The following is an 18,573-nucleotide window of genomic DNA, read 5'->3' on the forward strand; positions in this document are numbered from 1 at the left end:
TCGTCCGCGATAGGTCCGCGTCGCGCGGAGACCATCGCGGAAGGAGTCCGCTCCCACGCTCATTGCACCTTACTCAGCCAGTTCCTTGCGTAGGTCCGCCACCTGGCTGGCGGTCACCGGTGTCGCCGCGTTGCCCCAGGTGTTGCGCACGTAGGTCAGCACCTTGGCGACCTTGTCGTCGTCGAGGTTCCAGGCGAACGAGGGCATGGCCGGCGCCGTCGGGGCGGCGTCGGTGCTTCCGGCGCGGCTGCCGGCCAGCACCACGCGGATCAGCGAGGTGGGGTCGTCGTTGTTGACCAGGGGGGCGGCGGCCAGGGTCGGGAACAGGTTCTTCACGCCCTGGCCGTTGCTCACATGGCAGGCGGAGCAGCGGTCCGCGTAGATCGCCTTGCCTGCCACCATGGCGGCGTCGTCCGCCGCCACGGGTGGGGGAGCGGGCTTGCCGGGGACGCCATCCTTGAGATACACGGCGACCGCCATCAGGTCTTCGTCGCTCCAGTGCTGGGTGGAGTTCTCCACCGCTTCGGCCATCGGGCCGGAGGCGATGTCGAAGCGGTTGGCGCCGGTTTTCAGGTACTGCACCAGGTCCTGGGTGCTCCACTGGCCGATGCCGCTGTGCGGGTTGGCGGTGATGTCCGGGGCGACCCAGCCCTGCAGGTTGGCGCCGGCGAGGAAGCGCTTGTTGTCGTCACCGCCGAGCAGGTTCTTCGGTGTGTGGCAGGTGCCGCAATGGCCGAGCCCCTCCACCAGGTACGCACCACGGTTCCATTGTGCCGACTTGTCTGGCTTGGGAACGAACTCGCCCTGGGTGAAGTTCAGCCAGTTCCAGCCGATCAGGCTGGTGCGCACGCTGAAGGGGAAGGGCAACGGGTTGGTTTCCACCGGGTTGTGCACCGGCTGCAAGGTCTGCAGGTAGGCCCAGAGCGCCCGGTTGTCCTCGCGGTGCACCTTGGTGTACGCGGTGAACGGCATGGCGCCGTACAGGCGTTTGCCGCCGCGACTGTGACCGGTGGACATTACTGCCTGGAAGTCCTCGAAGCTCCAGCGTCCCAGGCCGGTGTCCGGGTCCGGGGTGATGTTGGCACCGACCAGTTTGCCGAACGGTGTCTCGATGGCCACGCCGCCGGCGAACGGCGCGCCGCCGGGCAGGGTGTGGCAGGCGGTGCAGTCGCCGACGACGGCGAGATAGCGACCCTTTTCCACCAGGTTGTAGGAGTCCGCGCCCGTTCCTGCACTGGCTTGCTGCAGGTTCAGGCCCAGCAGGGCGAGGGTGCCGATGCGAAGGAGAGTCTTCATGCGCTGATCATCTCCCCGGGGCGTTTAAGGTATAGCCTGCGGATCGCATCGGCGGCCTTGAAGGCCAGTGCGCCGACAGTGCCGGTAGGGTTGTAGCCGGGGTTCTGCGGGAAGGCCGAGGAGCCCACCACGAACAGGTTGGGCACGCCCCAGACCTGCAGGTGCTTGTTCACCGAACTGTTCTTCGGATCGGCGCCCATGATGAAGCCGCCGACGATGTGCGAAGACTGGTAAGAGGTATTCGACCAGGGGCCCTTGCGCGGAGCCGGGACTATCTGCTGCGGGTTCATGCTGCGGGCGATCTCTGCCACCTTGTCGGTGCAGTACTGCGCCATCCGCAGGTCGTTTTCCGGGAAGTCGAAGGTGATGCGCAGCAGCGGTCGACCGTGGGGGTCGTTGTAGTTGGGGTCCAGCGACAGGTAGTTGCTGCGCGTGGTGTAGCTGCTGGCCTCACAGCCGATGGACATGTTGCTCAGGTAGCTCTCTACAGTGGCTTTCTTCCATTGGGAGCCCCAGGCAGGCGTGCCGGGCGGAACCGGCCGCGAGTCGATGGGGGCGGCGCCGATCGGGGTCACTCGGGTGCTGCCGCCGCCGACGAAACCCAGGCCGGAGTGGTCGAAGTTGTCGTTGTTGAACTCGTCGATGCCCATGCCGATGGCGCCGCCACCGATGAAGGGATTGAAGTTCTTGTCCTTGAAGAACAGCTTGACGCTGTTGGCCGTCTGGTAGGCGAAGTTGCGCCCGGTGGTGCCGGTATTGGCGATCGGGTTGTAGGGTTCGCCGACGCCCGAAAGCAGCATCAGCCGCACGTTCTCGAAGATGAACGCGGCGACCACCACGATGTCCGCCGGCTGTTCCCATTCCTCTCCGCTGGAGTCGACGTAGACGATACCGGTGGCACGGGAACCGCTGCTGTCCATGGTCACCTTGAGCACTTCGGAGTTGGTCCTGGCGGTGAAGTTGGGTTTGCGGATCAGCGCCGGCAGGACGTTGACGATGGCGCTGGCCTTGGAATAGTTGGCGCAGCCGTAGTTGGTGCAGAAACCGCAGAAGGTGCAGGGCCCCATGGTCACGCCCAACTGGTTGGTGTAGCCCTGGGAGGCCAGTGCCGAGGGCACCGGGAAGGGTTTGTAGCCCAGGTTGCGCGCCGCTTCGGCGAACAGCGTCGGGGCGTAGGTCTGCGCGGTGGGCGGGTTGGGATACTCGCGCGAGCGCGCGCCCTCGAAAGGGTTGCCGCCTTCGACTATCTGCCCGCCCAGATTGCCGGCCTTGCCGGAAACGCCGGCGAGCCGCTCGAAGGCGTCGTAATGCGGCTCCATTTCCTCCCAGGTGGTGCCCCAGTCCTGCAGGGTCAGCTCGGCGGGCACTTCCTTGCCGTAGCGCTCCTTCAGGTGGCTGGCCAGGCGGAATTCCTCGGGCTGGAAGCGGAAGGTGATGCCGGCCCAGTGGTTGCCTGCGCCGCCGGTGCCGTTGCCGGGGTGGAACGAACCCCAGACGCGCATCGGCAGGGCGGTTTCCGACTCCTTGTTGCGCATCGTGCAGGTGTTCTGCCGGGTGCGCAGCATCAGCTCCTGGCGGCGGTTGTAGCGCAGTTCGTCGGCGGCCGAGGCGAGGTTGAAGTCGCTGGCGGTGTCGCGCCAGGGGCCGCGTTCGAAGCCGATCACATCGAGGCCGGCGTCGGCCAGTTCGTGGGCGATGATGGAACCCGCCCAGCCGAGCCCGACAACCACGACGTCGGTGGAAGGTAGTTTCTTGGCCATGGCGTTGTTAACCCTTCTTGGTCCAGGCGGAGCTGCCGACGATGGAGAGCGGCACGAGATTCAGCTTCTGGTTGTGCAGGCCGATGTAGTCGCGGTAGTCGTAGCGCGCGCCGGGGAAGCCGAGCATCTTCCACGACACCATGTCGCGATTGCCGCCATAGATGGGGTCGGCGAAGAAGCCTTCCATGGTGTTGTCCAGCACCTGCTGGAAGAACGCCCTGGCGTCGATGCCGTCGAGGGTGATGGCGCCTTTTTCCAGGTCGGTCAGCACCTGGTCGCGCTGTTCGCCGGGCAGGGCGCTGAACGGCTTCTGGAACTTGCCCTGGCAGTACTTGCCCAGTGCGGCCAGGCCGATGCGATAGCGCTCGCGCGGCACCAGTGGCGACTGGTCGGCCTGCGCGGGGGTGCCCGGCGTGAAGGGCCCGGTCATGTACAGGCGGCCGAAGTCGCCGTAATCGCTCACCAGCTGGCGGTCGATGAACACCGCGCAACCGGCGTCCTTGCCGCTGACGCTCAGGTCATCGGCGGGAATCAGTTGCTCGACAATGGCCTCCACCTCGGTGGCTTCCTCGGCGGTGAAGAACTGCCAGCCGGGGCTGTCGTAGTGCAGCGGGCCGTTGTGGTCGAAGGGCAGCCATTTCGGCGTGCCGATCACGGTGGCGGCCTGGCTGCTGGCGGCTGCGCCGACGGCCAGGGAAGCGGCGGAGGACTTCAGCAGCTGGCGCCGGGTGAAGCCCTTGGAGTGTTCGGTCATTTCGGCTCCTGAGGCAGCACCCGTCCGCCCGTTATCGAGGTGGCAGGAACGGGTAGTGCCAGGTCAGTTCACGGTGATCTGCGCTCGCGGCAGGTGCCGGATGAGCGGAGCGAGGGTGCGAAGTCGTCCCATCGGGGCGCTGTGCAGATCGGCTGAACGGGTCCTTCGCCCAGGCGGAATCTGCGATTCGTCTTCTCCACGCGCGTTTTTAGACTAGAGGCCGTAACAGAATGTTGCAGGAATTTTCGCGGTAAATGTTTATTGCGTATATCGAGAAAGTCCGCAGCCTAGGCGGTCGGACGGGGCAGGAACGGACTCTTTGCGCGATGGGGTCCGGCGCGTTGCGGACCCCATCGCGGACGAATTCCGCTCCCATGATCATGCTGTCGTCCGGATCAGAGGAACATGCCGCCAGACGCCTCCACGCGCTGGCCGTTGATCCAGCGGCCGCCATCGGAGAGCAGGGCGGCAATCACCGCGCCGATATCGTCCGGCAGGCCGACGCGGCCCAGGGCGGTGTTGCTGGCAATCTGCTGGTTCAGTTGGGCGTTGTCGCGCACCACGCCGCCACCGAAGTCGGTCTCGATGGCGCCGGGGGCGAGGATGTTCACCGCGATGCCGCGAGCGCCGAGTTCCTTGGCCTGGTACTTGGTCAGGGTCTCCATCGCCCCCTTCATGGTCGCGTAGGCGGCGTAGCCGGGCAGGGAGAAACGCGTCAGGCCGCTGGAGACATTGAGGATGCGGCCGCCATCGGCGATCAGTGGCAGCAGCTTCTGGGTCAGGAAGAACGGGCCCTTGAGCTGGATGTTCATCAGCTGGTCGAACATCTCCTCGCTGGTCTCGGCGAAGCTGGCGTAGAGGCCGATGCCGGCGTTGTTCACCAGGAAGTCGAAGTTCTGACGGCCAAACGCCTCGCCCAGGGTGGCGCGGATCTGCTCGGCAAAGGCGGTAAAGCTGGCACTCTCCGCCACGTCCAGGTGCAGCATCACGGCGCGGCCGCCGTGCTGTTCGATCTCGGCGGCGACGGCCTGGGCTTCGTCGGCCTGGCTGCGGTAGGTGCCGATGATGTCGACGCCTGCGGCGGCGAGGTGCAGGGCGGCGTTGCGGCCAAGGCCACGGCTGGCGCCGGTGATGAGAGCGATCTTGCGGGTCATGGCGAAGCTCCTTGTTTGCGGTAGCTGGCGGGTGGGGTTGAGGGATAGCTTATTGTTCGATTGAATGGTGATAAACCGGCGGGAATCGGAAATACTGGTCGGCATGAACGAACAATGATCCGCGAACAACAGGCCTGCCCATGATCCGCCCCGACCTCCTGCGTACCTTCGTCCGCGTTACCGAACTGGCCAGCTTCACCCAGGCTGGCGAGCAACTCGGCCTGCCGCGCTCCACCGTCTCCGAGCACGTGCAGGCGCTGGAGGAGCTGCTGGGCACGCGCCTGCTGCAACGCACCACCCGGCGCGTCACCGCAACCCAGGACGGGCTGGTGCTCTACGAGCGCAGCAAGGACATGCTGGCCCAGCTGGACGAGTTGCAGGGCCTGTTCCGCCAGGACGACGAAGCCCTCGGGGGCCGTCTGCGGGTGGACATGCCGACGGTGATGGCGCGCAAGCTGGTAATGCCGCGCCTCGGCGAGTTCCTCGCGCGGCACCCGGCGCTGGAGCTGGAGGTGAGCTGCACCGACCGCCGTGTCGACCTGGTGCGCGAGGGCTTCGATTGCGTGGTGCGGGTCGGTGCGGTGAACGATCCGTCGGTGGTGGCGCGCACCCTCGGGCAGTTCCCGCAGGTGACCTGCGCCAGTCTGTCCTACCTTGCCGAGCGCGGCGTGCCGCAGTCGCTGGACGACCTGGCGGGGCACCAACTGATCCACTACGTGACGGTGCTGGGCGCGCGGCCGCCGGGCTTCGAGTACCTGCATCAGGGCGAGGTGCGCTACATACCGATGGGCGGAGCGCTGTCGGTGAACAACGCCGAGGCTTACGAAAGCGCGGCGATGGGTGGGCTGGGGATCATCCAGGTGCCCATTCATGGCGTGCTGGATGACCTGGAGGCGGGGCGTCTGGTGCAAGTGCTGGGGCACATTCCGTTGCCACCCATGGAAATCTCCCTGCTCTACGCTCATCGTCGCCTGCCGCAGCGGGTACGGGCGTTCATGCAGTGGCTGACGCAGCTGCTGGGCGAGCCCGGTGTGCTGGGCACGCCCCTGGAGGCGAAGCCCTAGCTGGCCCAGTCGGAATTCAGGATCACTTCGCAGAAGTTGCCGCGCACGAAGTCCGCATCCTTCATGGCCAGCACGTCGGCCTTGACGTTGCCGAAGGTGGTTTCCGGCTTGGCTTTGATGCCGTCGTAGAAGGTTTGCAGGATGTCCTGCTTGAACTGCCCGCCGCGGGGGTGGGCGGCGACCACTGCGTCACGCTGGGCGTCGGGGAACTGGTCGTAGGCGATGCCCAGTACGTCCATTTCCACGCCGGCGGTGACCAGGGCGATCTCCGGCTTCATGTGCTGCGGAATGCCCGGCGTGGTATGCAGGGCTATGGCGGTCCACACGGTGTCGATATCACTTTCGGCGATGCCATGGCTGCGCAGGAACTGCGCCGCGCAGTCGGCGCCGTCCACTTCGAAGCGTTCGCACTGGCTGCAATAGCGCGGCATCAGGCCCATGTCGTGGAACATCGCGCCGGCGTAGAGCAGCTCGGCATCGAACTTCAGTTTCTTGCGCGCGCCGGTCAGCGCGCCCCAGTAATAGACGCGGGATGAGTGGTGGAACAGCAGCGGGGTGGCGTTGTCGCGGACCATCTCGGTGATGGCATTGGCGAGACTGCTGTCAGGGACTTTGACACCGTTCAGATCGAGGCTCATGGCGGGCTCCGGGGCAGGGTTTCCAGGGTGCGTCGCGGGCTGCGTCGCGGTCGGTTCCATTGGAAATCCACGGCCTTGTGCGGACAACGAGAGCGAGGGAGTGAATCCGGACAGCCGTCGTTCGTTTGCTGCCAATGGGGAGTCTTCAGGCGAACCGGTCTTGATGCGTCTGACGGAAAACTTGTCGTTTTTCATCAAGAGCCGCCGCAGGCGTGCCCCTAGATTTGTCCTCGAACCGAGCCGCCGGACCATGAGCCGGCCACGCCAGAAGAAGCCGAGGAGAGTCGAACATGTCGTCCATCGAGAGCCTGAAACTGCGTACTTCCATCGACGGCTGGGACCGCCAGGACCCGGAGCAGGCCTTCACCCTGCCGTCGCGCTATTTCTTCGACGAGGCGCTGTTCAAGGCCGAACGCGACAATATCTTCCTGCGCTCCTGGCACGTCGCCGGGCACCTGAGCGAGTTCGCGGAGGTTGGGCAGTACGTGGTCTGCGACCTGTTCGACCAGAGCATCGTCATCGCCCGCAGCCGCAGTGGGAACATCCGCGCCTTCCACAACGTCTGCCAACACCGCGGCAACCGCCTGCTGGAGGAGCGTCGCGGCAACACCGGCGGCATCGTGCGCTGCGCCTACCACTCCTGGTGCTACGAGATGGACGGCGCGCTGCGCAGTGCGCCGCGCTGCGAGCGCATCAAGAACTTCGACAAGGAAGAATTCGCCATCCCGCAGGTGCGCCTGGAGGAACTGGGCGGCTTCCTCTACTTCAACCTCGACCCGAACGCACCGTCGCTGGCCGAGCTGTTCCCTGGCGCCGACGAGGAGATGCACCGGGTGTTCCCGAACCTCGCCGACATGCGCCTGATCGAGGAGGCGGACGTGATCGTCCCGGCCAACTGGAAGGTGATCATGGACAACTCCATCGAGGGCTATCACTTCAAGCTCTCCGGGCCGTGCCACATCGACCTCGCCAAGCTGATCGACTTCAAGGGCTACCGACTGACCAAGCGCGACAACTGGTGGACCTACATCGCCCCGGCGAATCTTGAGGCCGGCGAAGCCTACGGCGTGAAACTGCGCAGCGACCTGAACCCCGACGAGTGCTTCTTCAACATCGGCCTGTGGCCGAACAACACCTTCTACACCTTCCCGTTTTCCGAGTTCCTCGGCACCTTCATCATGATTCCGCTGGACGCCGAGCGTTCGCTGCTGCGCTTTGGCTACTACTCGGCGAACGAGCAGACCGCCGAGGTGAGCAAGGCCTGCATGCGCTGGATGAACGAGGAGCTGGGACCCGAGGACATCTCCCTGAACATCAGCGTGCAGAAGGGCCTGCACTCCATGGGCTACGACCAGGGCCGCTACATGATCGACGCCGAGCGCAGCAACGAGAGCGAGCACCTGGTGCACCACTTCCACCGCCTGGTGTTCCAGGGCATCCACGGCGCGCAGCGCTGAGGAATGGCCATGGACTACGACTACGTCATCGTCGGCGCGGGCTCGGCCGGCTGTGTCCTGGCCAACCGCCTGGGCGCCGATCCGGCCGTGCGCATCCTCATGCTGGAGGCGGGCCCGGCGGACAGGAGCTGGACCATCGACATGCCCTCGGCGGTGGGCATCGTGGTCGGTGGTACACGTTACAACTGGAGCTACAGCAGCGAGCCGGAGCCGTATCTGGATGGCCGGCGGATCGCCACGCCGCGCGGGCGTACGCTGGGCGGGTCGTCCTCGATCAATGGCATGGTCTACATCCGTGGCCACGCCCGCGATTATGACGGCTGGGCCGCGCAAGGCTGCGCGGGGTGGGACTACCAGCATGTGCTGCCGTATTTCATTCGTTCGGAGAACCACGCCAATGGCGCCGACGATTACCACGGCGCGGCGGGGCACCTGCATGTCACTCCGGGTGATATCGACACGCCGCTGTGCGCGGCTTTCGTCGCGGCGGGCGAGGAGGCCGGCTACGGGCGCAGCAGCGATCTCAACGGTCATCGCCAGGAGGGCTTCGGCCCGGTGGACCGCACCACGCGTCAGGGGCGGCGCTGGAGCACATCACGCGGGTACCTGAGCGAGGCGCTGGGGCGCGGCAATGTCACTGTCGCCACCGGGGCGCTGGCGCTGCGTGTGCTCTTCGAGGGTGAGCGTGCCGTGGGCGTGGAGTACGAACAGAACGGCCAGGCACTGACCGCCCGCGCAAGCCGCGAAGTGCTGCTGACCGCGGGGGCGATCAATTCGCCGCATCTGCTGTTGCTCTCGGGCATCGGCCCGGCGGATGAGCTGCGCCAATTGGGCATCGCAGTGAAGCATGATCTACCCGGCGTCGGCCGCCGGCTCAACGACCATCCGGACAGCGTCGTGCAGTTCCGCTGCAAGGCGCCGGTGTCGATCTATCCCTGGACCCGCATGCCGGGCAAGTGGTGGATCGGCGCCCGCTGGTTCGCCAGCCATGACGGGCTGGCAGCGAGCAACCATTTCGAGGCCGGCGCCTTCATCCGCTCCCGCGCTGGAGTCGAGCATCCGGATCTGCAACTGACCTTCATGCCGCTGGCGGTGCAGCCGGGCAGCGTGGCGCCGGTGCCGGAGCATGCCTTCCAAGTGCACATCGACCTGATGCGCCCCACGAGTCTAGGCAGCGTGACCCTGCGCAGCGCCGAGGCACGGCAGGCGCCACGCATTCTCTTCAATTACCTGCAGACCGAACGGGACCGCGCTGACATGCGAGCCGGCGCGAGGCTGGTGCGCGAATTGATGCGCCAGCCGTCGATGCGCGGCCTGGCCGGCGAAGAGCTGACGCCCGGCCCGCTGGCATACAGCGACGCCGAGCTGGACGCCTGGGCGCGCCGGGTGACCGAGACCGGCTACCACGCCAGCGGCACCTGCAAGATGGGCCTGGTCAATGACCCCGAAGCGGTAGTCGATCCACAGTTGCGCGTGCACGGGCTGCAGGGGCTACGCGTGGTGGACGCGTCGATCATGCCGAACATCGTCAGCGGCAACACCAATGCGCCGACGGTGATGATCGCCGAGAAGGCCAGCGATATGATCCGGGGAATGCCGCCGCTGCCGGCGGCCAATGTCCCGGTGTGGCTGCATCCGCAGTGGCAGCACCAACAGCGCTAAGGAGCGTCGATGGCCAGTGTTGCACCGCCTTCCCGGTTCCGCCGCGAACCTTTGCGCGTGGGCCTGCTGTTGTTGCCGTCGTTCCCTGGCCTGGGGCTGGCGGCGGTGGTCGAGCCGCTGGCGATCGCCAACTGGCTGGGCGGCGAGGCGCTGTTCGAGTGGCAGTTGCTGTCGCTGGACGGCGAGCCGGTCACCGCCAGCAACGGCCTGACCAGCACGGTCCACGAGGCCATCGACCCGGAGCGGGGCTGGGATGCCTGCTTCGTCATCGCCAGCTTCGACGTGCACAAGCATGCGCGCAATCGACTGCTGAAGAGCTGGCTGCGCCGGCAGGCGGCGTTCGGCGCCACGCTGGCGGGCATCGAGACCGGCACCGAACTGCTGGCCGCCGCCGGGGTGCTCGACGGGTTTCCCGCAGCGGTGCACTGGGACAACCTGCAGGGCTTCCGGGAGAGTTACCCGAAGGTCCAGGCCCGCGCGCAGCTCTACACCCTCGACCGCCAGCGCCTGACCTGCGCCGGGGCCAGCGCCATCCTCGACCTGATGCTGGGCTGGATCGCCCAGCGGGTGGACACAGACCTGTCGCGGGAGATCGCCATGCACCTGCTGCTGGGCGAAACCCGCGAGCCCGGCGCGCACCAGTTGCAGGGCCGGCAGAGCGACGCTCATGCCCACGGTGGCAAGGTGCGCCGCGCCATCGCGCTGATGGAGCAGGCGCTGGAGGAACCACTGGAGTGCGATGCCATCGCCGAGCGCGTCGGGCTTTCCAGGCGCCAACTGGAGCGGCAGTTCAAGCAGCACACCGGGTTGTCGCCGCTCAAGTACTACATCGTCCTGAGGCTGGGCCGCGCCCACAGCCTGCTGCAGCAGACGCGCCTGAGCGTGGCACAGGTCGCGGCGAGTTCCGGTTTCGGTTCGCTGGAGCATTTCTCCCGCGCGTATCGAGCGCATTTCGGTTGCCCGCCCAGTGCGGACCGCACCCAGACCTATAGCGCTCCGGTGATGCGCCAGCCGTTGGGGCGCGATTCCTAGAAGCAAGGGCCTCTCTCGGACAGGCCATGCCCGGGCTTTCCCTCTCCCTAACCCTCTCCCTGAAGGGAGAGGGGACCGTCCGATGCAGGTTGAAGCAATTGTGTCAGTCGGCATGGACAGCTCCCTCTCCCTTCAGGGAGAGGGCGGGGGGAGAGGGCTGAGGCGCGCAGGGTTATCCCGACGGAGCCCCGGTGCTCCGTCGTATCTCAATCGACGAACGCCGGTTCGCTCTCCAGCAACATCTCCCGCAGCGCCGCGAAATGCCGCTCGGCGAAGCCCGGATACTCCAGCCACTGGTGCATGGTCTTGCGCGCGACCTCGTCGCTGGCGATGCGCAGCGGGCGGCCGGTGGCCAGGGCGGTGAGGTAGACCTCGCAGGCGCGCTCGAAGTAATAGAGGTCGTCGAAGGCCTGGGCCACGCTGGGCGCCGCGACCAGCACGCCGTGGTTCCCCATCAGCAGGATCGGCTTGTCGCCCAGCAGGCGGCTGACGCGCTCGGCCTCATCGCCCAGGCCCATGCCGTCGAAGCCCTTGTCGATGGCCACGCGCTCGAAGAAGCGCATGCTGTTCTGCTCGATGGGCGGCAGCCGTGAGTCGTCCAGGCAGGCGAGGGCGGTGGCGTACTTCGAGTGCACATGCAGGATGCAGCGTGCCTGCGGGTTGTTGCGGTGCAGTGCGCCATGCAGCGCCCAGGCGGTGATATCCGGTGCGTCCGGGCGGTTGATTGCCTCGGGGTCGTCTGCGTGCAGGCGCAGCAGGTCGCTGGCGCGCATCTGCGAGAAGTGCCGGCCGTAGGGGTTGATCAGGAAGTCCCGGCCATCGGCGGACAACGCCAGGCTGAAGTGATTGGCGATGGCCTCGTGCAGGTTCAGGCGTGCGGCCCAGCGGAAGGCGCAGGCAAGGTCGATGCGGCCCTGGCGTTCCAGGCCGGTGTCGAGGGTGCGGCTGGCGAGCGTTGGCATGGCGGCTCCGGGAGCGATGCCCGTGCCGGGCTGGCCGGGCCTGGCTTCCGAGTCTAGGGTTGTGGCGCCACTGGACTTGATGCGGAACGACCGGGCGTGCCGCTCGGCCGGTCGTCGAATGCGTCGCCAGCCCTAGACGAACTGCGCCGCCGCGTAGCCCGAGGCCCAGGCCCACTGGAAGTTGAAGCCGCCCAGGTGGCCGGTGACATCCAGCACTTCGCCGACGAAGTACAGGCCGGGGGATTTCAGCGACTCCAGGGTCTTGGACGACACCTCGCGGGTGTCCACGCCGCCTAGGGTGACTTCCGCCGTGCGGTAGCCCTCGGTGCCGGCGGGCACCAGTTGCCAGTCGCCCAGGCGTTCGGCGATGGCCTTGAGCTCGCCTGGCGTGTACTGCTTCATGGGTTTGGAGACGAACCACTGTTCGGCCAGCAGGCCGGCCATCTTCTTGGTGAACAGCTCGCCCAGCAACGTCTTCAGCTCGCTGTTGGGGCGCTCTCGCTGCTGCTCGGCGAGCCAGGCAGGCAGGTCGATATGCGGCAGGAGGTCGATGCTGAGGGTGTCGCCAGGCTGCCAGTAGGAGGATATCTGCAGGATCGCCGGACCGCTGAGGCCGCGGTGGGTGAACAGGATGTTCTCGACGAAGCTCTGGCCGTTGCAGCTGACCCGGCAGTCCTCCACCGAGGTGCCGGACAGCTCGGTGCACAGGGCCTTGAGTTGCGGATCGGTAAGGGTGAAAGGCACCAGGCCGGCTCGGGTCGGCAGCACGCTGTGGCCGAACTGGCGGGCGATCTGGTAGCCGAAGCCGGTGGCGCCCAGGGTCGGGATGGACAGGCCGCCGGTGGCGATCACCAGGGATTCACAACGCGCCGGGCCGAGGCTGGTCTGCAACTGGTAGCCGCCTTCGTCGAGGCGGGCGATCTCGCTCACCGAGGTGTCCAGGCGCAGGTCGACGCCGGCCTGGTCGCACTCGTCCAGCAGCAGGCCGAGGATGTCGCTGGACTTGTTATCGCAGAACAGCTGGCCGAGCTTCTTCTCGTGGTAGGGCACGCCGTGCTTGGCCACCAGAGCGATGAAGTCCCACTGGGTGAAGCGCGCCAGCGCGGACTTGCAGAAATGTGGATTGTGCGAGAGGAAGTTGACCGGCTCGCAGTACAGGTTGGTGAAGTTGCAGCGCCCGCCACCGGACATGAGGATCTTCTTGCCGGCCTTGTTGGCGTGGTCGATCAGCAGAACCTGGCGACCGCGCGCGGCGGCGCTCATGGCACACATCAGTCCCGCGGCGCCGGCGCCGATGATGATGACCTGGGAGGTGAGCACGGTGGTTTCCTTGTAGTACGGGTTGGCTGACGCTGGAGGCGGCGCATCTTACCCGAAGCACGGGCCTGCGCTCGACCATGCGTCGAGTACGCATCTGCCATGAGGGCAGGCGTCCAGACCGGCGCCGGGTACATCGGGATATCCCCGCGGCGCTTTTGTCCGGATAATGCCGGGCAGTTCGCTTTCTACTGGTAATGCCCGCATGGAAATCAAGGTCAATTTTCTCGACAACCTCCGACTCGAAGCCAAGTTCGACGACTTCACGGTGATTGCCGACCAGCCCATCCGCTACAAGGGCGATGGCTCGGCTCCCGGTCCGTTCGACTACTTCCTGGCTTCCTCGGCGCTGTGCGCGGCTTACTTCGTCAAGCTCTACTGCCAGACCCGCGACATCCCCACGGACAATATCCGCCTGTCGCAGAACAACATCGTCGACCCGGAAAACCGCTACAAGCAGATCTTCAAGATCCAGGTGGAGCTGCCGGCGGATATCTCCGAGAAGGACCGCCAGGGCATCCTGCGCTCCATCGACCGCTGTACGGTGAAGAAGGTGGTGCAGACCGGCCCGGACTTCGTCATCGAGGAGGTGGAAAACCTCGACGCCGACGCCCAGGCGCTGCTGATGCCGAGTGCGAGCGCGGATACCACCACCTACATTCCGGGCAAGGACCTGCCGCTGGAGCAGACCATCGCCAACATGTCGGAAATCCTCGCCGGCCTGGGGATGAAGATCGAGATCGCCTCCTGGCGCAACATCGTGCCCAACGTCTGGTCGCTGCACATCCGCGACGCGCAATCGCCGATGTGCTTCACCAACGGCAAGGGCGCCACCAAGGAAAGCGCGCTGGCTTCGGCGCTGGGCGAGTTCATCGAGCGGCTGAACTGCAACTTCTTCTACAACGACCAGTTCTGGGGCGAGGAGATCGCCAACGCGCCCTTTGTGCATTACCCCGACGAGCGCTGGTTCAAGCCCGGCCCCAAGGACGCGCTGCCGGAGGAAATCCTCGACGAGCACTGCCTGGAGGTCTACAACCCGGACGGCGAACTGCGCGGCTCGCACCTGTACGACACCAACTCGGGCAACACCGAGCGCGGCATCTGCTCGCTGCCGTTCGTGCGCCAGTCCGACGGTGAGACGGTGTACTTCCCGTCGAACCTGATCGAGAACCTCTACCTCTCCAACGGCATGAGCGCCGGCAACACCCTGGCCGAAGCTCAGGTGCAGTGCCTGTCGGAAATCTTCGAGCGCGCGGTGAAGCGTGAAATCCTCGAAGGCGAGCTGGCGCTGCCGGACGTGCCGCAGGAGGTGCTGGCCAAGTACCCGGGCATCGTCGCCGGCATCAAGGGCCTGGAGGAACAGGGCTTCCCGGTGCTGGTCAAGGACGCGTCCCTGGGCGGCGAGTTCCCGGTGATGTGCGTGACCCTGATGAACCCGCGCACCGGTGGCGTGTTCGCCTCCTTCGGCGCGCACCCCAGCCTGGAAGTGGCGCTGGAGCGCAGCCTCACCGAGCTGCTCCAGGGCCGCAGCTTCGAGGGCCTCAACGACCTGCCGCGGCCGACTTTCGAAAGCCAGGCGGTGACCGAGCCGAACAACTTCGTCGAGCACTTCATCGATTCCAGCGGCGTGGTGTCGTGGCGCTTCTTCAGCGCCAAGGCCGATTTCGAGTTCGTCGAGTGGGACTTCTCCGGCCACGGCGAGGACTCCAACGCGCAGGAAGCCCGGACCCTCTTCGGTATCCTCGAAGAGCAGGGCAAGGAGGTCTACATGGCCGTGTACCAGCACCTGGGCGCCACCGCCTGCCGCATCCTGGTGCCCGGCTACTCGGAAATCTACCCGGTGGAAGACCTGATCTGGGACAACACCAACAAGGCCCTGGCGTTCCGCGCGGACATCCTCAACCTGCACAGTCTGAACATCGTCCGCCTCAAATCGCTGCTCAAGCGCCTGGAAGCCTGCGAGGTGGACGACTACACCGACATCACCACGCTGATCGGCATCGAGTTCGACGACAACACGGTCTGGGGCCAGCTGACCATCCTGGAGCTCAAGCTGCTGATCAACCTCGCGGTGAAGCGTTTCGAGAACGCCAAGGAGCTGGTGGAGATGTTCCTCCAGTACAACGACAACACCGTCGAACGCGGGCTGTTCTACCAGGCGCTCAATGCGGCGCTGGAAGTGCAGCTGGACGAGGAACTGGAGATGGCCGACTTCGAGACCAACTTCCGCCGCATGTTCGGCAACGAGCGCATGGACGCGGTGCTGGGTTCGCTGGACGGCAGCGTGCGTTTCTACGGCCTGACACCGACCAGCATGAAGCTGGAAGGGCTGGACAAGCACCTGCGCCTGATCGAGAGCTACAAGAAGCTGCACCAGGCTCGGGCCAGGGCAGTGGCGCGCTGATCGGGCCTCTGAGCAGAAAGGCACCTTCGGGTGCCTTTTTCGTCTGCAGGGTTCCTGCGCGGCGAACCCGGCATACCGCCCGACCGGTCGTCCGGTGAGGCGCGAAAGTCCGCCTAGACTTGTCGATTCCGCCGTCGCCCAGGCGACCAAGCTGCATGCCGGTCACGCCGACCGCGTGAGAATCAGGAGAGTCACCATGTCCAGCCTGCAACGCGTCACCCCCTGCCTGTGGTTCGACGGCAAGGCCGAGGAAGCGGCCAAGTTCTACACCGGGATATTCCCCAACTCGCGGATCGTCCAGACCGCCTATTACCCCGAAGCCGAGAAGGACCGCCACGGCGGCGTGCCCGGCTCGGTGCTGACGGTGGAGTTCGAACTCGACGGCCAGACCTTCATCGCCCTCAACGGCGGGCCGGCGTTCAACTTCACCGAGGCGCTGTCGCTGCAGGTGATGTGCGACAGCCAGAAGGAGATCGACCACTTCTGGGACAAGCTCGGCGCCGGCGGTCCGGTGGAAGCACAGATCTGCGGCTGGCTGAAGGATCGCTACGGGGTGTCCTGGCAGATCTGCCCGCGCCATGTCGGCGACATGGTCGCCGACCCGGACAAGGCCAGGGCCAGCCGCACGCTGCAGGCGGTGATGGGTATGAAGAAGCTGGACATGGCCGCCATCGAGCGTGCCCACGCGGGTAATTGAGGCCGGCACGGAAGAAGAGGGCGCGCGACATGTTCAGCCATATCACCGTCGGCACCAACGACCTGCCGCGGGCCATCGCTTTCTACAGCAAGCTGCTCGAGCCGCTGGGGATCGTCCTCAAGGCGCACCGCCATGCGCCGGAGCGGGCGATCTTCGCCCATCCGGAGAGCGACGTGGTGTTCTGCGTCTACGAGCCCATCGACGGCCAGGCGGCGAGTGCCGGCAATGGCAGCCTGGTGGCCTTCGAGGCGCGTACGCGGCATCAGGTGGACAGTTTCCATGCTCGTGCCATGCAGTTGGGCGGCGTCGATGAAGGGCCGCCGGGCCTGCGTCTGCATTATTCGCCGACCTATTACGGTGCCTATGTGCGCGACCTGGATGGCAACAAGCTGTGTTGCGTCTGTCATCTGCCGGAGTGAGCGGCGAGCGAGGGCGCTAGAATGCGCACTTGCCATCCTGTCGACGAGAATGCCCATGACTGCTGCCAGCACTTTCGCTCCGCTGCTTTCCGTGGCCCTGTTATGGGCCGTGGCGGTGGTCACGCCGGGGCCGAACTTCTTCACCACGGCGCGCATCGCCGCTGTGCATTCGCGTCGCCATGGACTCATCGCCGCCCTGGGAGTTGCCTGCGGCACGGTGATCTGGGGGCTTGCCGGCGGCCTGGGAATCAAGTCGCTGTTCAGCGCCGCGCCCGCGCTGTACATGGGCTTCAAGCTGGCCGGCGGCGCCTACCTGATCTATCTCGGCATCAAGCTGCTCAAGCGCAGGACGCCGGCCGATGGTGGAGAGAGCCTCGCTGAAGTCAGCCGTGAACGCAGTGCCTTCTCGGCGTTCCGTCTCGGCCTGCTGGGCAACCTGACCAATCCGAAGACCGCGCTGTTCGTGGCGACCCTGTTCGCCACCACCATGCCGGCTGCGCCCTCGGCTGCATTGCTGGGCATGGCTATCGCGCTGATGGTGACGCTGTCGTTCAGCTGGTACTGCTGCGTGGTGCTGGTCTTTGCCAGCGAGCGCATGGCGGGCGTCTACCGCCGCTTCCGCCGGGCGCTGGATCGCTTTGCCGGCTGCTGCTACCTGCTGTTCGGCGCGCGGATGGTAGCGACCCACTGACGGTCGCATCTGGCAGATATTTCGAACCTCAGTGCGTAGCGGCCCGTCCAACTCCCTGAGCGCCACAGTCAACCGGCACGCACCGTTCGCCCGACTGCGGCACCGCCAAGCGGCGAGGGTGCGCTCGCCGGACAGGGAGAATCTGCGATGGTCACTCACTACAAGGTCAAAGGCCACCTGGCTTGCGGGCACGCGGGCAAGCACCTGGAATCCACCACCGAGCTGAACCGGGTGAAATGCCGGAGCTGCCGTAACACCGACGTTTACAAGGAGGCCCGCCGCGATGCACGCAACGCCGCGCGCCGTGCCCAGCGCAAGGCCCGCGCAGAAGCCGTGCACAACGACTGGCGCAGCTTCTGGGAGAAACGCCTGGCCGCGATGCCTGGCACCCAGCGCCTGCCGCGTGGGTTCCAGGACCAGGCATTCGTGGGCGCTGCTGCCGGCGCTCCTGTAGCGGCTGCCGCTTGAGCCGGGCCTGAGGGGAGGGTTGGCCGGATGCATGTCCGAGCATTGCGCTCGGGCAAGTCGTGCTAGCATCTGCTCCGGCCCCGAATCCTCCTGCGGCGCTGGCAACCCGCCAGCGCCGCCATCCCTCACAGAAGGACCCAAGCAATGGCTCAAGTCACCCTCAAGGGCAACCCGGTATCCGTCGACGGCAAGCTGCCGCAGAAAGGCGAGCAGGCTCCGGCGCTGTCGCTGGTCGCCGGCAACCTGTCTGACGTCACCCTGGAAACCTACGCTGGCAAGCGCAAGGTGCTGAACATCTTCCCCAGCGTCGACACCCCGACCTGCGCCACCTCCGTGCGCAAGTTCAACGCCGAGGCGAGCAAGCTGGCCAACACCGTGGTGCTGTGCATCTCCGCTGACCTGCCGTTCGCCCAGGCGCGCTTCTGCGGCGCCGAAGGTCTGGAGAACGTGGTGAACCTGTCCACCCTGCGTGGCCGCGAGTTCCTCGCCAACTACGGCGTAGCCATCGCCGACGGCCCGCTGGCCGGCCTGGCGGCCCGCGCCGTGGTGGTGCTGGACGAGCAGAACAAGGTGCTGCACAGCGAGCTGGTCGGCGAAATCGCCGACGAGCCGAACTACGCCGCCGCCATCGCCGCCCTGGCCTGATGACGCTGCTGCTTTCGTGAGAAAGCCGGGCCGGCCCATCCAGGGTCGGCCCACTGGCGGGGAACCCTGCCGGTCAATCCGGGTCGCAATGCCCCGGAATTTCGTAACTCCCGGTAAATCAAAGGTAAATAGCGGGTAAAGAGACTTTGCCTG

General features: G+C 66.1%; 17 protein-coding genes. 10 read left to right on the plus strand and 7 right to left on the minus strand.

Translation table 11 applies throughout. The annotated features are described in order from the left end of the window. Positions 1-69: 69 nt before the first annotated feature. The 4 genes from PNI01S_RS06660 to PNI01S_RS06675 all read right to left on the minus strand — a co-directional run bounded on the left by PNI01S_RS06660 (position 70) and on the right by PNI01S_RS06675 (position 4,964). A complete protein-coding gene (locus PNI01S_RS06660; RefSeq protein ID WP_084357661.1) occupies positions 70-1,296 on the minus strand; it encodes a c-type cytochrome in 1,227 nt (408 codons plus the stop codon). After that, positions 1,293-3,056: a GMC family oxidoreductase gene (locus tag PNI01S_RS06665; RefSeq protein ID WP_024762364.1), complete on the minus strand. Its 1,764-nt coding sequence runs from the start codon at positions 3,054-3,056 to the stop codon at positions 1,293-1,295. Before PNI01S_RS06665 ends, PNI01S_RS06660 begins: the two co-directional genes overlap by 4 nt. A 7-nt stretch (positions 3,057-3,063) precedes the next feature. Continuing rightward, positions 3,064-3,810, minus strand: coding sequence for a gluconate 2-dehydrogenase subunit 3 family protein (locus PNI01S_RS06670; protein WP_084357662.1), 747 nt, complete (start codon positions 3,808-3,810; stop codon positions 3,064-3,066). A 395-nt stretch (positions 3,811-4,205) separates the two neighbouring features. Then, positions 4,206-4,964 carry an SDR family NAD(P)-dependent oxidoreductase gene (locus PNI01S_RS06675; RefSeq protein ID WP_037010652.1) on the minus strand — a complete coding sequence of 253 codons (759 nt, stop codon included), beginning with the start codon at positions 4,962-4,964 and terminating at the stop codon, positions 4,206-4,208. Positions 4,965-5,104: 140 nt separating this feature from the next. On the opposite strand from PNI01S_RS06675, the gene PNI01S_RS06680 reads away from it, so the two are divergent. Further along, positions 5,105-6,028 (plus strand): LysR family transcriptional regulator, encoded by a 924-nt coding sequence (locus PNI01S_RS06680; protein ID WP_084357663.1) that lies wholly within the window; start codon positions 5,105-5,107, stop codon positions 6,026-6,028. On the opposite strand, the gene PNI01S_RS06685 is transcribed toward PNI01S_RS06680, so the two are convergent. Further along, a complete protein-coding gene (locus PNI01S_RS06685) occupies positions 6,025-6,666 on the minus strand; it encodes an HD domain-containing protein (RefSeq protein ID WP_084357664.1) in 642 nt (213 codons plus the stop codon). The two genes, PNI01S_RS06680 and PNI01S_RS06685, sit on opposite strands and share 4 nt — an antisense overlap. Before the next feature lie 290 nt (positions 6,667-6,956). Between PNI01S_RS06685 and PNI01S_RS06690 the strand changes: the two genes are divergently transcribed. Genes PNI01S_RS06690 through PNI01S_RS06700 form a run of 3 tightly spaced genes read left to right on the plus strand, consistent with a single transcriptional unit; the run spans position 6,957 to position 10,817 of the window. Then, a complete protein-coding gene (locus PNI01S_RS06690; protein ID WP_084357665.1) occupies positions 6,957-8,123 on the plus strand; it encodes an aromatic ring-hydroxylating oxygenase subunit alpha in 1,167 nt (388 codons plus the stop codon). Positions 8,124-8,126: 3 nt separating this feature from the next. Continuing rightward, on the plus strand, positions 8,127-9,785 hold the full coding sequence (locus PNI01S_RS06695; protein ID WP_084357666.1) for a choline dehydrogenase: 1,659 nt from the start codon (positions 8,127-8,129) through the stop codon (positions 9,783-9,785). A gap of 9 nt (positions 9,786-9,794) precedes the next feature. After that, positions 9,795-10,817, plus strand: coding sequence for a GlxA family transcriptional regulator (locus PNI01S_RS06700; protein WP_084357667.1), 1,023 nt, complete (start codon positions 9,795-9,797; stop codon positions 10,815-10,817). Between the two features lie 206 nt (positions 10,818-11,023). Here PNI01S_RS06700 and PNI01S_RS06705 read toward each other — a convergent pair whose 3' ends face one another. Together PNI01S_RS06705 and PNI01S_RS06710 are read right to left on the minus strand one after the other, a co-directional pair. Beyond that, a complete protein-coding gene (locus PNI01S_RS06705) occupies positions 11,024-11,779 on the minus strand; it encodes a class II aldolase and adducin N-terminal domain-containing protein (protein ID WP_084357668.1) in 756 nt (251 codons plus the stop codon). 132 nt (positions 11,780-11,911) lie between these two features. Then, positions 11,912-13,099 carry a BaiN/RdsA family NAD(P)/FAD-dependent oxidoreductase gene (locus PNI01S_RS06710; RefSeq protein ID WP_024762309.1) on the minus strand — a complete coding sequence of 396 codons (1,188 nt, stop codon included), beginning with the start codon at positions 13,097-13,099 and terminating at the stop codon, positions 11,912-11,914. A 202-nt stretch (positions 13,100-13,301) separates the two neighbouring features. Here PNI01S_RS06710 and PNI01S_RS06715 point away from each other — a divergent pair, with 202 nt between their 5' ends. The 6 genes from PNI01S_RS06715 (at position 13,302) to tpx (ending at position 18,420) form a co-directional block, all read left to right on the plus strand. Beyond that, on the plus strand, positions 13,302-15,500 hold the full coding sequence (locus PNI01S_RS06715) for an OsmC domain/YcaO domain-containing protein (protein ID WP_084357669.1): 2,199 nt from the start codon (positions 13,302-13,304) through the stop codon (positions 15,498-15,500). A 196-nt stretch (positions 15,501-15,696) separates the two neighbouring features. Continuing rightward, a complete protein-coding gene (locus tag PNI01S_RS06720; RefSeq protein WP_065083849.1) occupies positions 15,697-16,197 on the plus strand; it encodes a VOC family protein in 501 nt (166 codons plus the stop codon). Positions 16,198-16,226: 29 nt separating this feature from the next. After that, positions 16,227-16,616, plus strand: coding sequence for a VOC family protein (locus PNI01S_RS06725; protein WP_024762307.1), 390 nt, complete (start codon positions 16,227-16,229; stop codon positions 16,614-16,616). A gap of 49 nt (positions 16,617-16,665) precedes the next feature. After that, positions 16,666-17,307 (plus strand): LysE family transporter, encoded by a 642-nt coding sequence (locus tag PNI01S_RS06730; protein ID WP_065083850.1) that lies wholly within the window; start codon positions 16,666-16,668, stop codon positions 17,305-17,307. A 147-nt stretch (positions 17,308-17,454) separates the two neighbouring features. Beyond that, positions 17,455-17,775 (plus strand): hypothetical protein, encoded by a 321-nt coding sequence (locus PNI01S_RS06735; RefSeq protein WP_054908929.1) that lies wholly within the window; start codon positions 17,455-17,457, stop codon positions 17,773-17,775. A 144-nt stretch (positions 17,776-17,919) separates the two neighbouring features. After that, positions 17,920-18,420, plus strand: coding sequence for a thiol peroxidase (tpx, locus tag PNI01S_RS06740; protein ID WP_024762304.1), 501 nt, complete (start codon positions 17,920-17,922; stop codon positions 18,418-18,420). Positions 18,421-18,573 lie beyond the last annotated feature (153 nt).

The sequence above is a fragment of the Pseudomonas nitroreducens NBRC 12694 genome (genome assembly GCF_002091755.1).
In the GTDB taxonomy this organism is placed as follows: domain Bacteria; phylum Pseudomonadota; class Gammaproteobacteria; order Pseudomonadales; family Pseudomonadaceae; genus Pseudomonas; species Pseudomonas nitroreducens.

Excerpts from the sequence above, each read along its gene's own strand:
- PNI01S_RS06660 (WP_084357661.1), bottom strand. The coding sequence starts at position 1,296 with ATGAAGACTCTCCTTCGCATCGGCACCCTCGCCCTGCTGGGCCTGAAC.
- PNI01S_RS06665 (WP_024762364.1), bottom strand. The coding sequence starts at position 3,056 with ATGGCCAAGAAACTACCTTCCACCGACGTCGTGGTTGTCGGGCTCGGC.
- PNI01S_RS06670 (WP_084357662.1), bottom strand. The coding sequence starts at position 3,810 with ATGACCGAACACTCCAAGGGCTTCACCCGGCGCCAGCTGCTGAAGTCC.
- PNI01S_RS06675 (WP_037010652.1), bottom strand. The coding sequence starts at position 4,964 with ATGACCCGCAAGATCGCTCTCATCACCGGCGCCAGCCGTGGCCTTGGC.
- PNI01S_RS06680 (WP_084357663.1), top strand. The coding sequence starts at position 5,105 with ATGATCCGCCCCGACCTCCTGCGTACCTTCGTCCGCGTTACCGAACTG.
- PNI01S_RS06685 (WP_084357664.1), bottom strand. The coding sequence starts at position 6,666 with ATGAGCCTCGATCTGAACGGTGTCAAAGTCCCTGACAGCAGTCTCGCC.
- PNI01S_RS06690 (WP_084357665.1), top strand. The coding sequence starts at position 6,957 with ATGTCGTCCATCGAGAGCCTGAAACTGCGTACTTCCATCGACGGCTGG.
- PNI01S_RS06695 (WP_084357666.1), top strand. The coding sequence starts at position 8,127 with ATGGCCATGGACTACGACTACGTCATCGTCGGCGCGGGCTCGGCCGGC.
- PNI01S_RS06700 (WP_084357667.1), top strand. The coding sequence starts at position 9,795 with ATGGCCAGTGTTGCACCGCCTTCCCGGTTCCGCCGCGAACCTTTGCGC.
- PNI01S_RS06705 (WP_084357668.1), bottom strand. The coding sequence starts at position 11,779 with ATGCCAACGCTCGCCAGCCGCACCCTCGACACCGGCCTGGAACGCCAG.
- PNI01S_RS06715 (WP_084357669.1), top strand. The coding sequence starts at position 13,302 with ATGGAAATCAAGGTCAATTTTCTCGACAACCTCCGACTCGAAGCCAAG.
- PNI01S_RS06720 (WP_065083849.1), top strand. The coding sequence starts at position 15,697 with ATGTCCAGCCTGCAACGCGTCACCCCCTGCCTGTGGTTCGACGGCAAG.
- PNI01S_RS06725 (WP_024762307.1), top strand. The coding sequence starts at position 16,227 with ATGTTCAGCCATATCACCGTCGGCACCAACGACCTGCCGCGGGCCATC.
- PNI01S_RS06730 (WP_065083850.1), top strand. The coding sequence starts at position 16,666 with ATGCCCATGACTGCTGCCAGCACTTTCGCTCCGCTGCTTTCCGTGGCC.
- PNI01S_RS06735 (WP_054908929.1), top strand. The coding sequence starts at position 17,455 with ATGGTCACTCACTACAAGGTCAAAGGCCACCTGGCTTGCGGGCACGCG.
- tpx (WP_024762304.1), top strand. The coding sequence starts at position 17,920 with ATGGCTCAAGTCACCCTCAAGGGCAACCCGGTATCCGTCGACGGCAAG.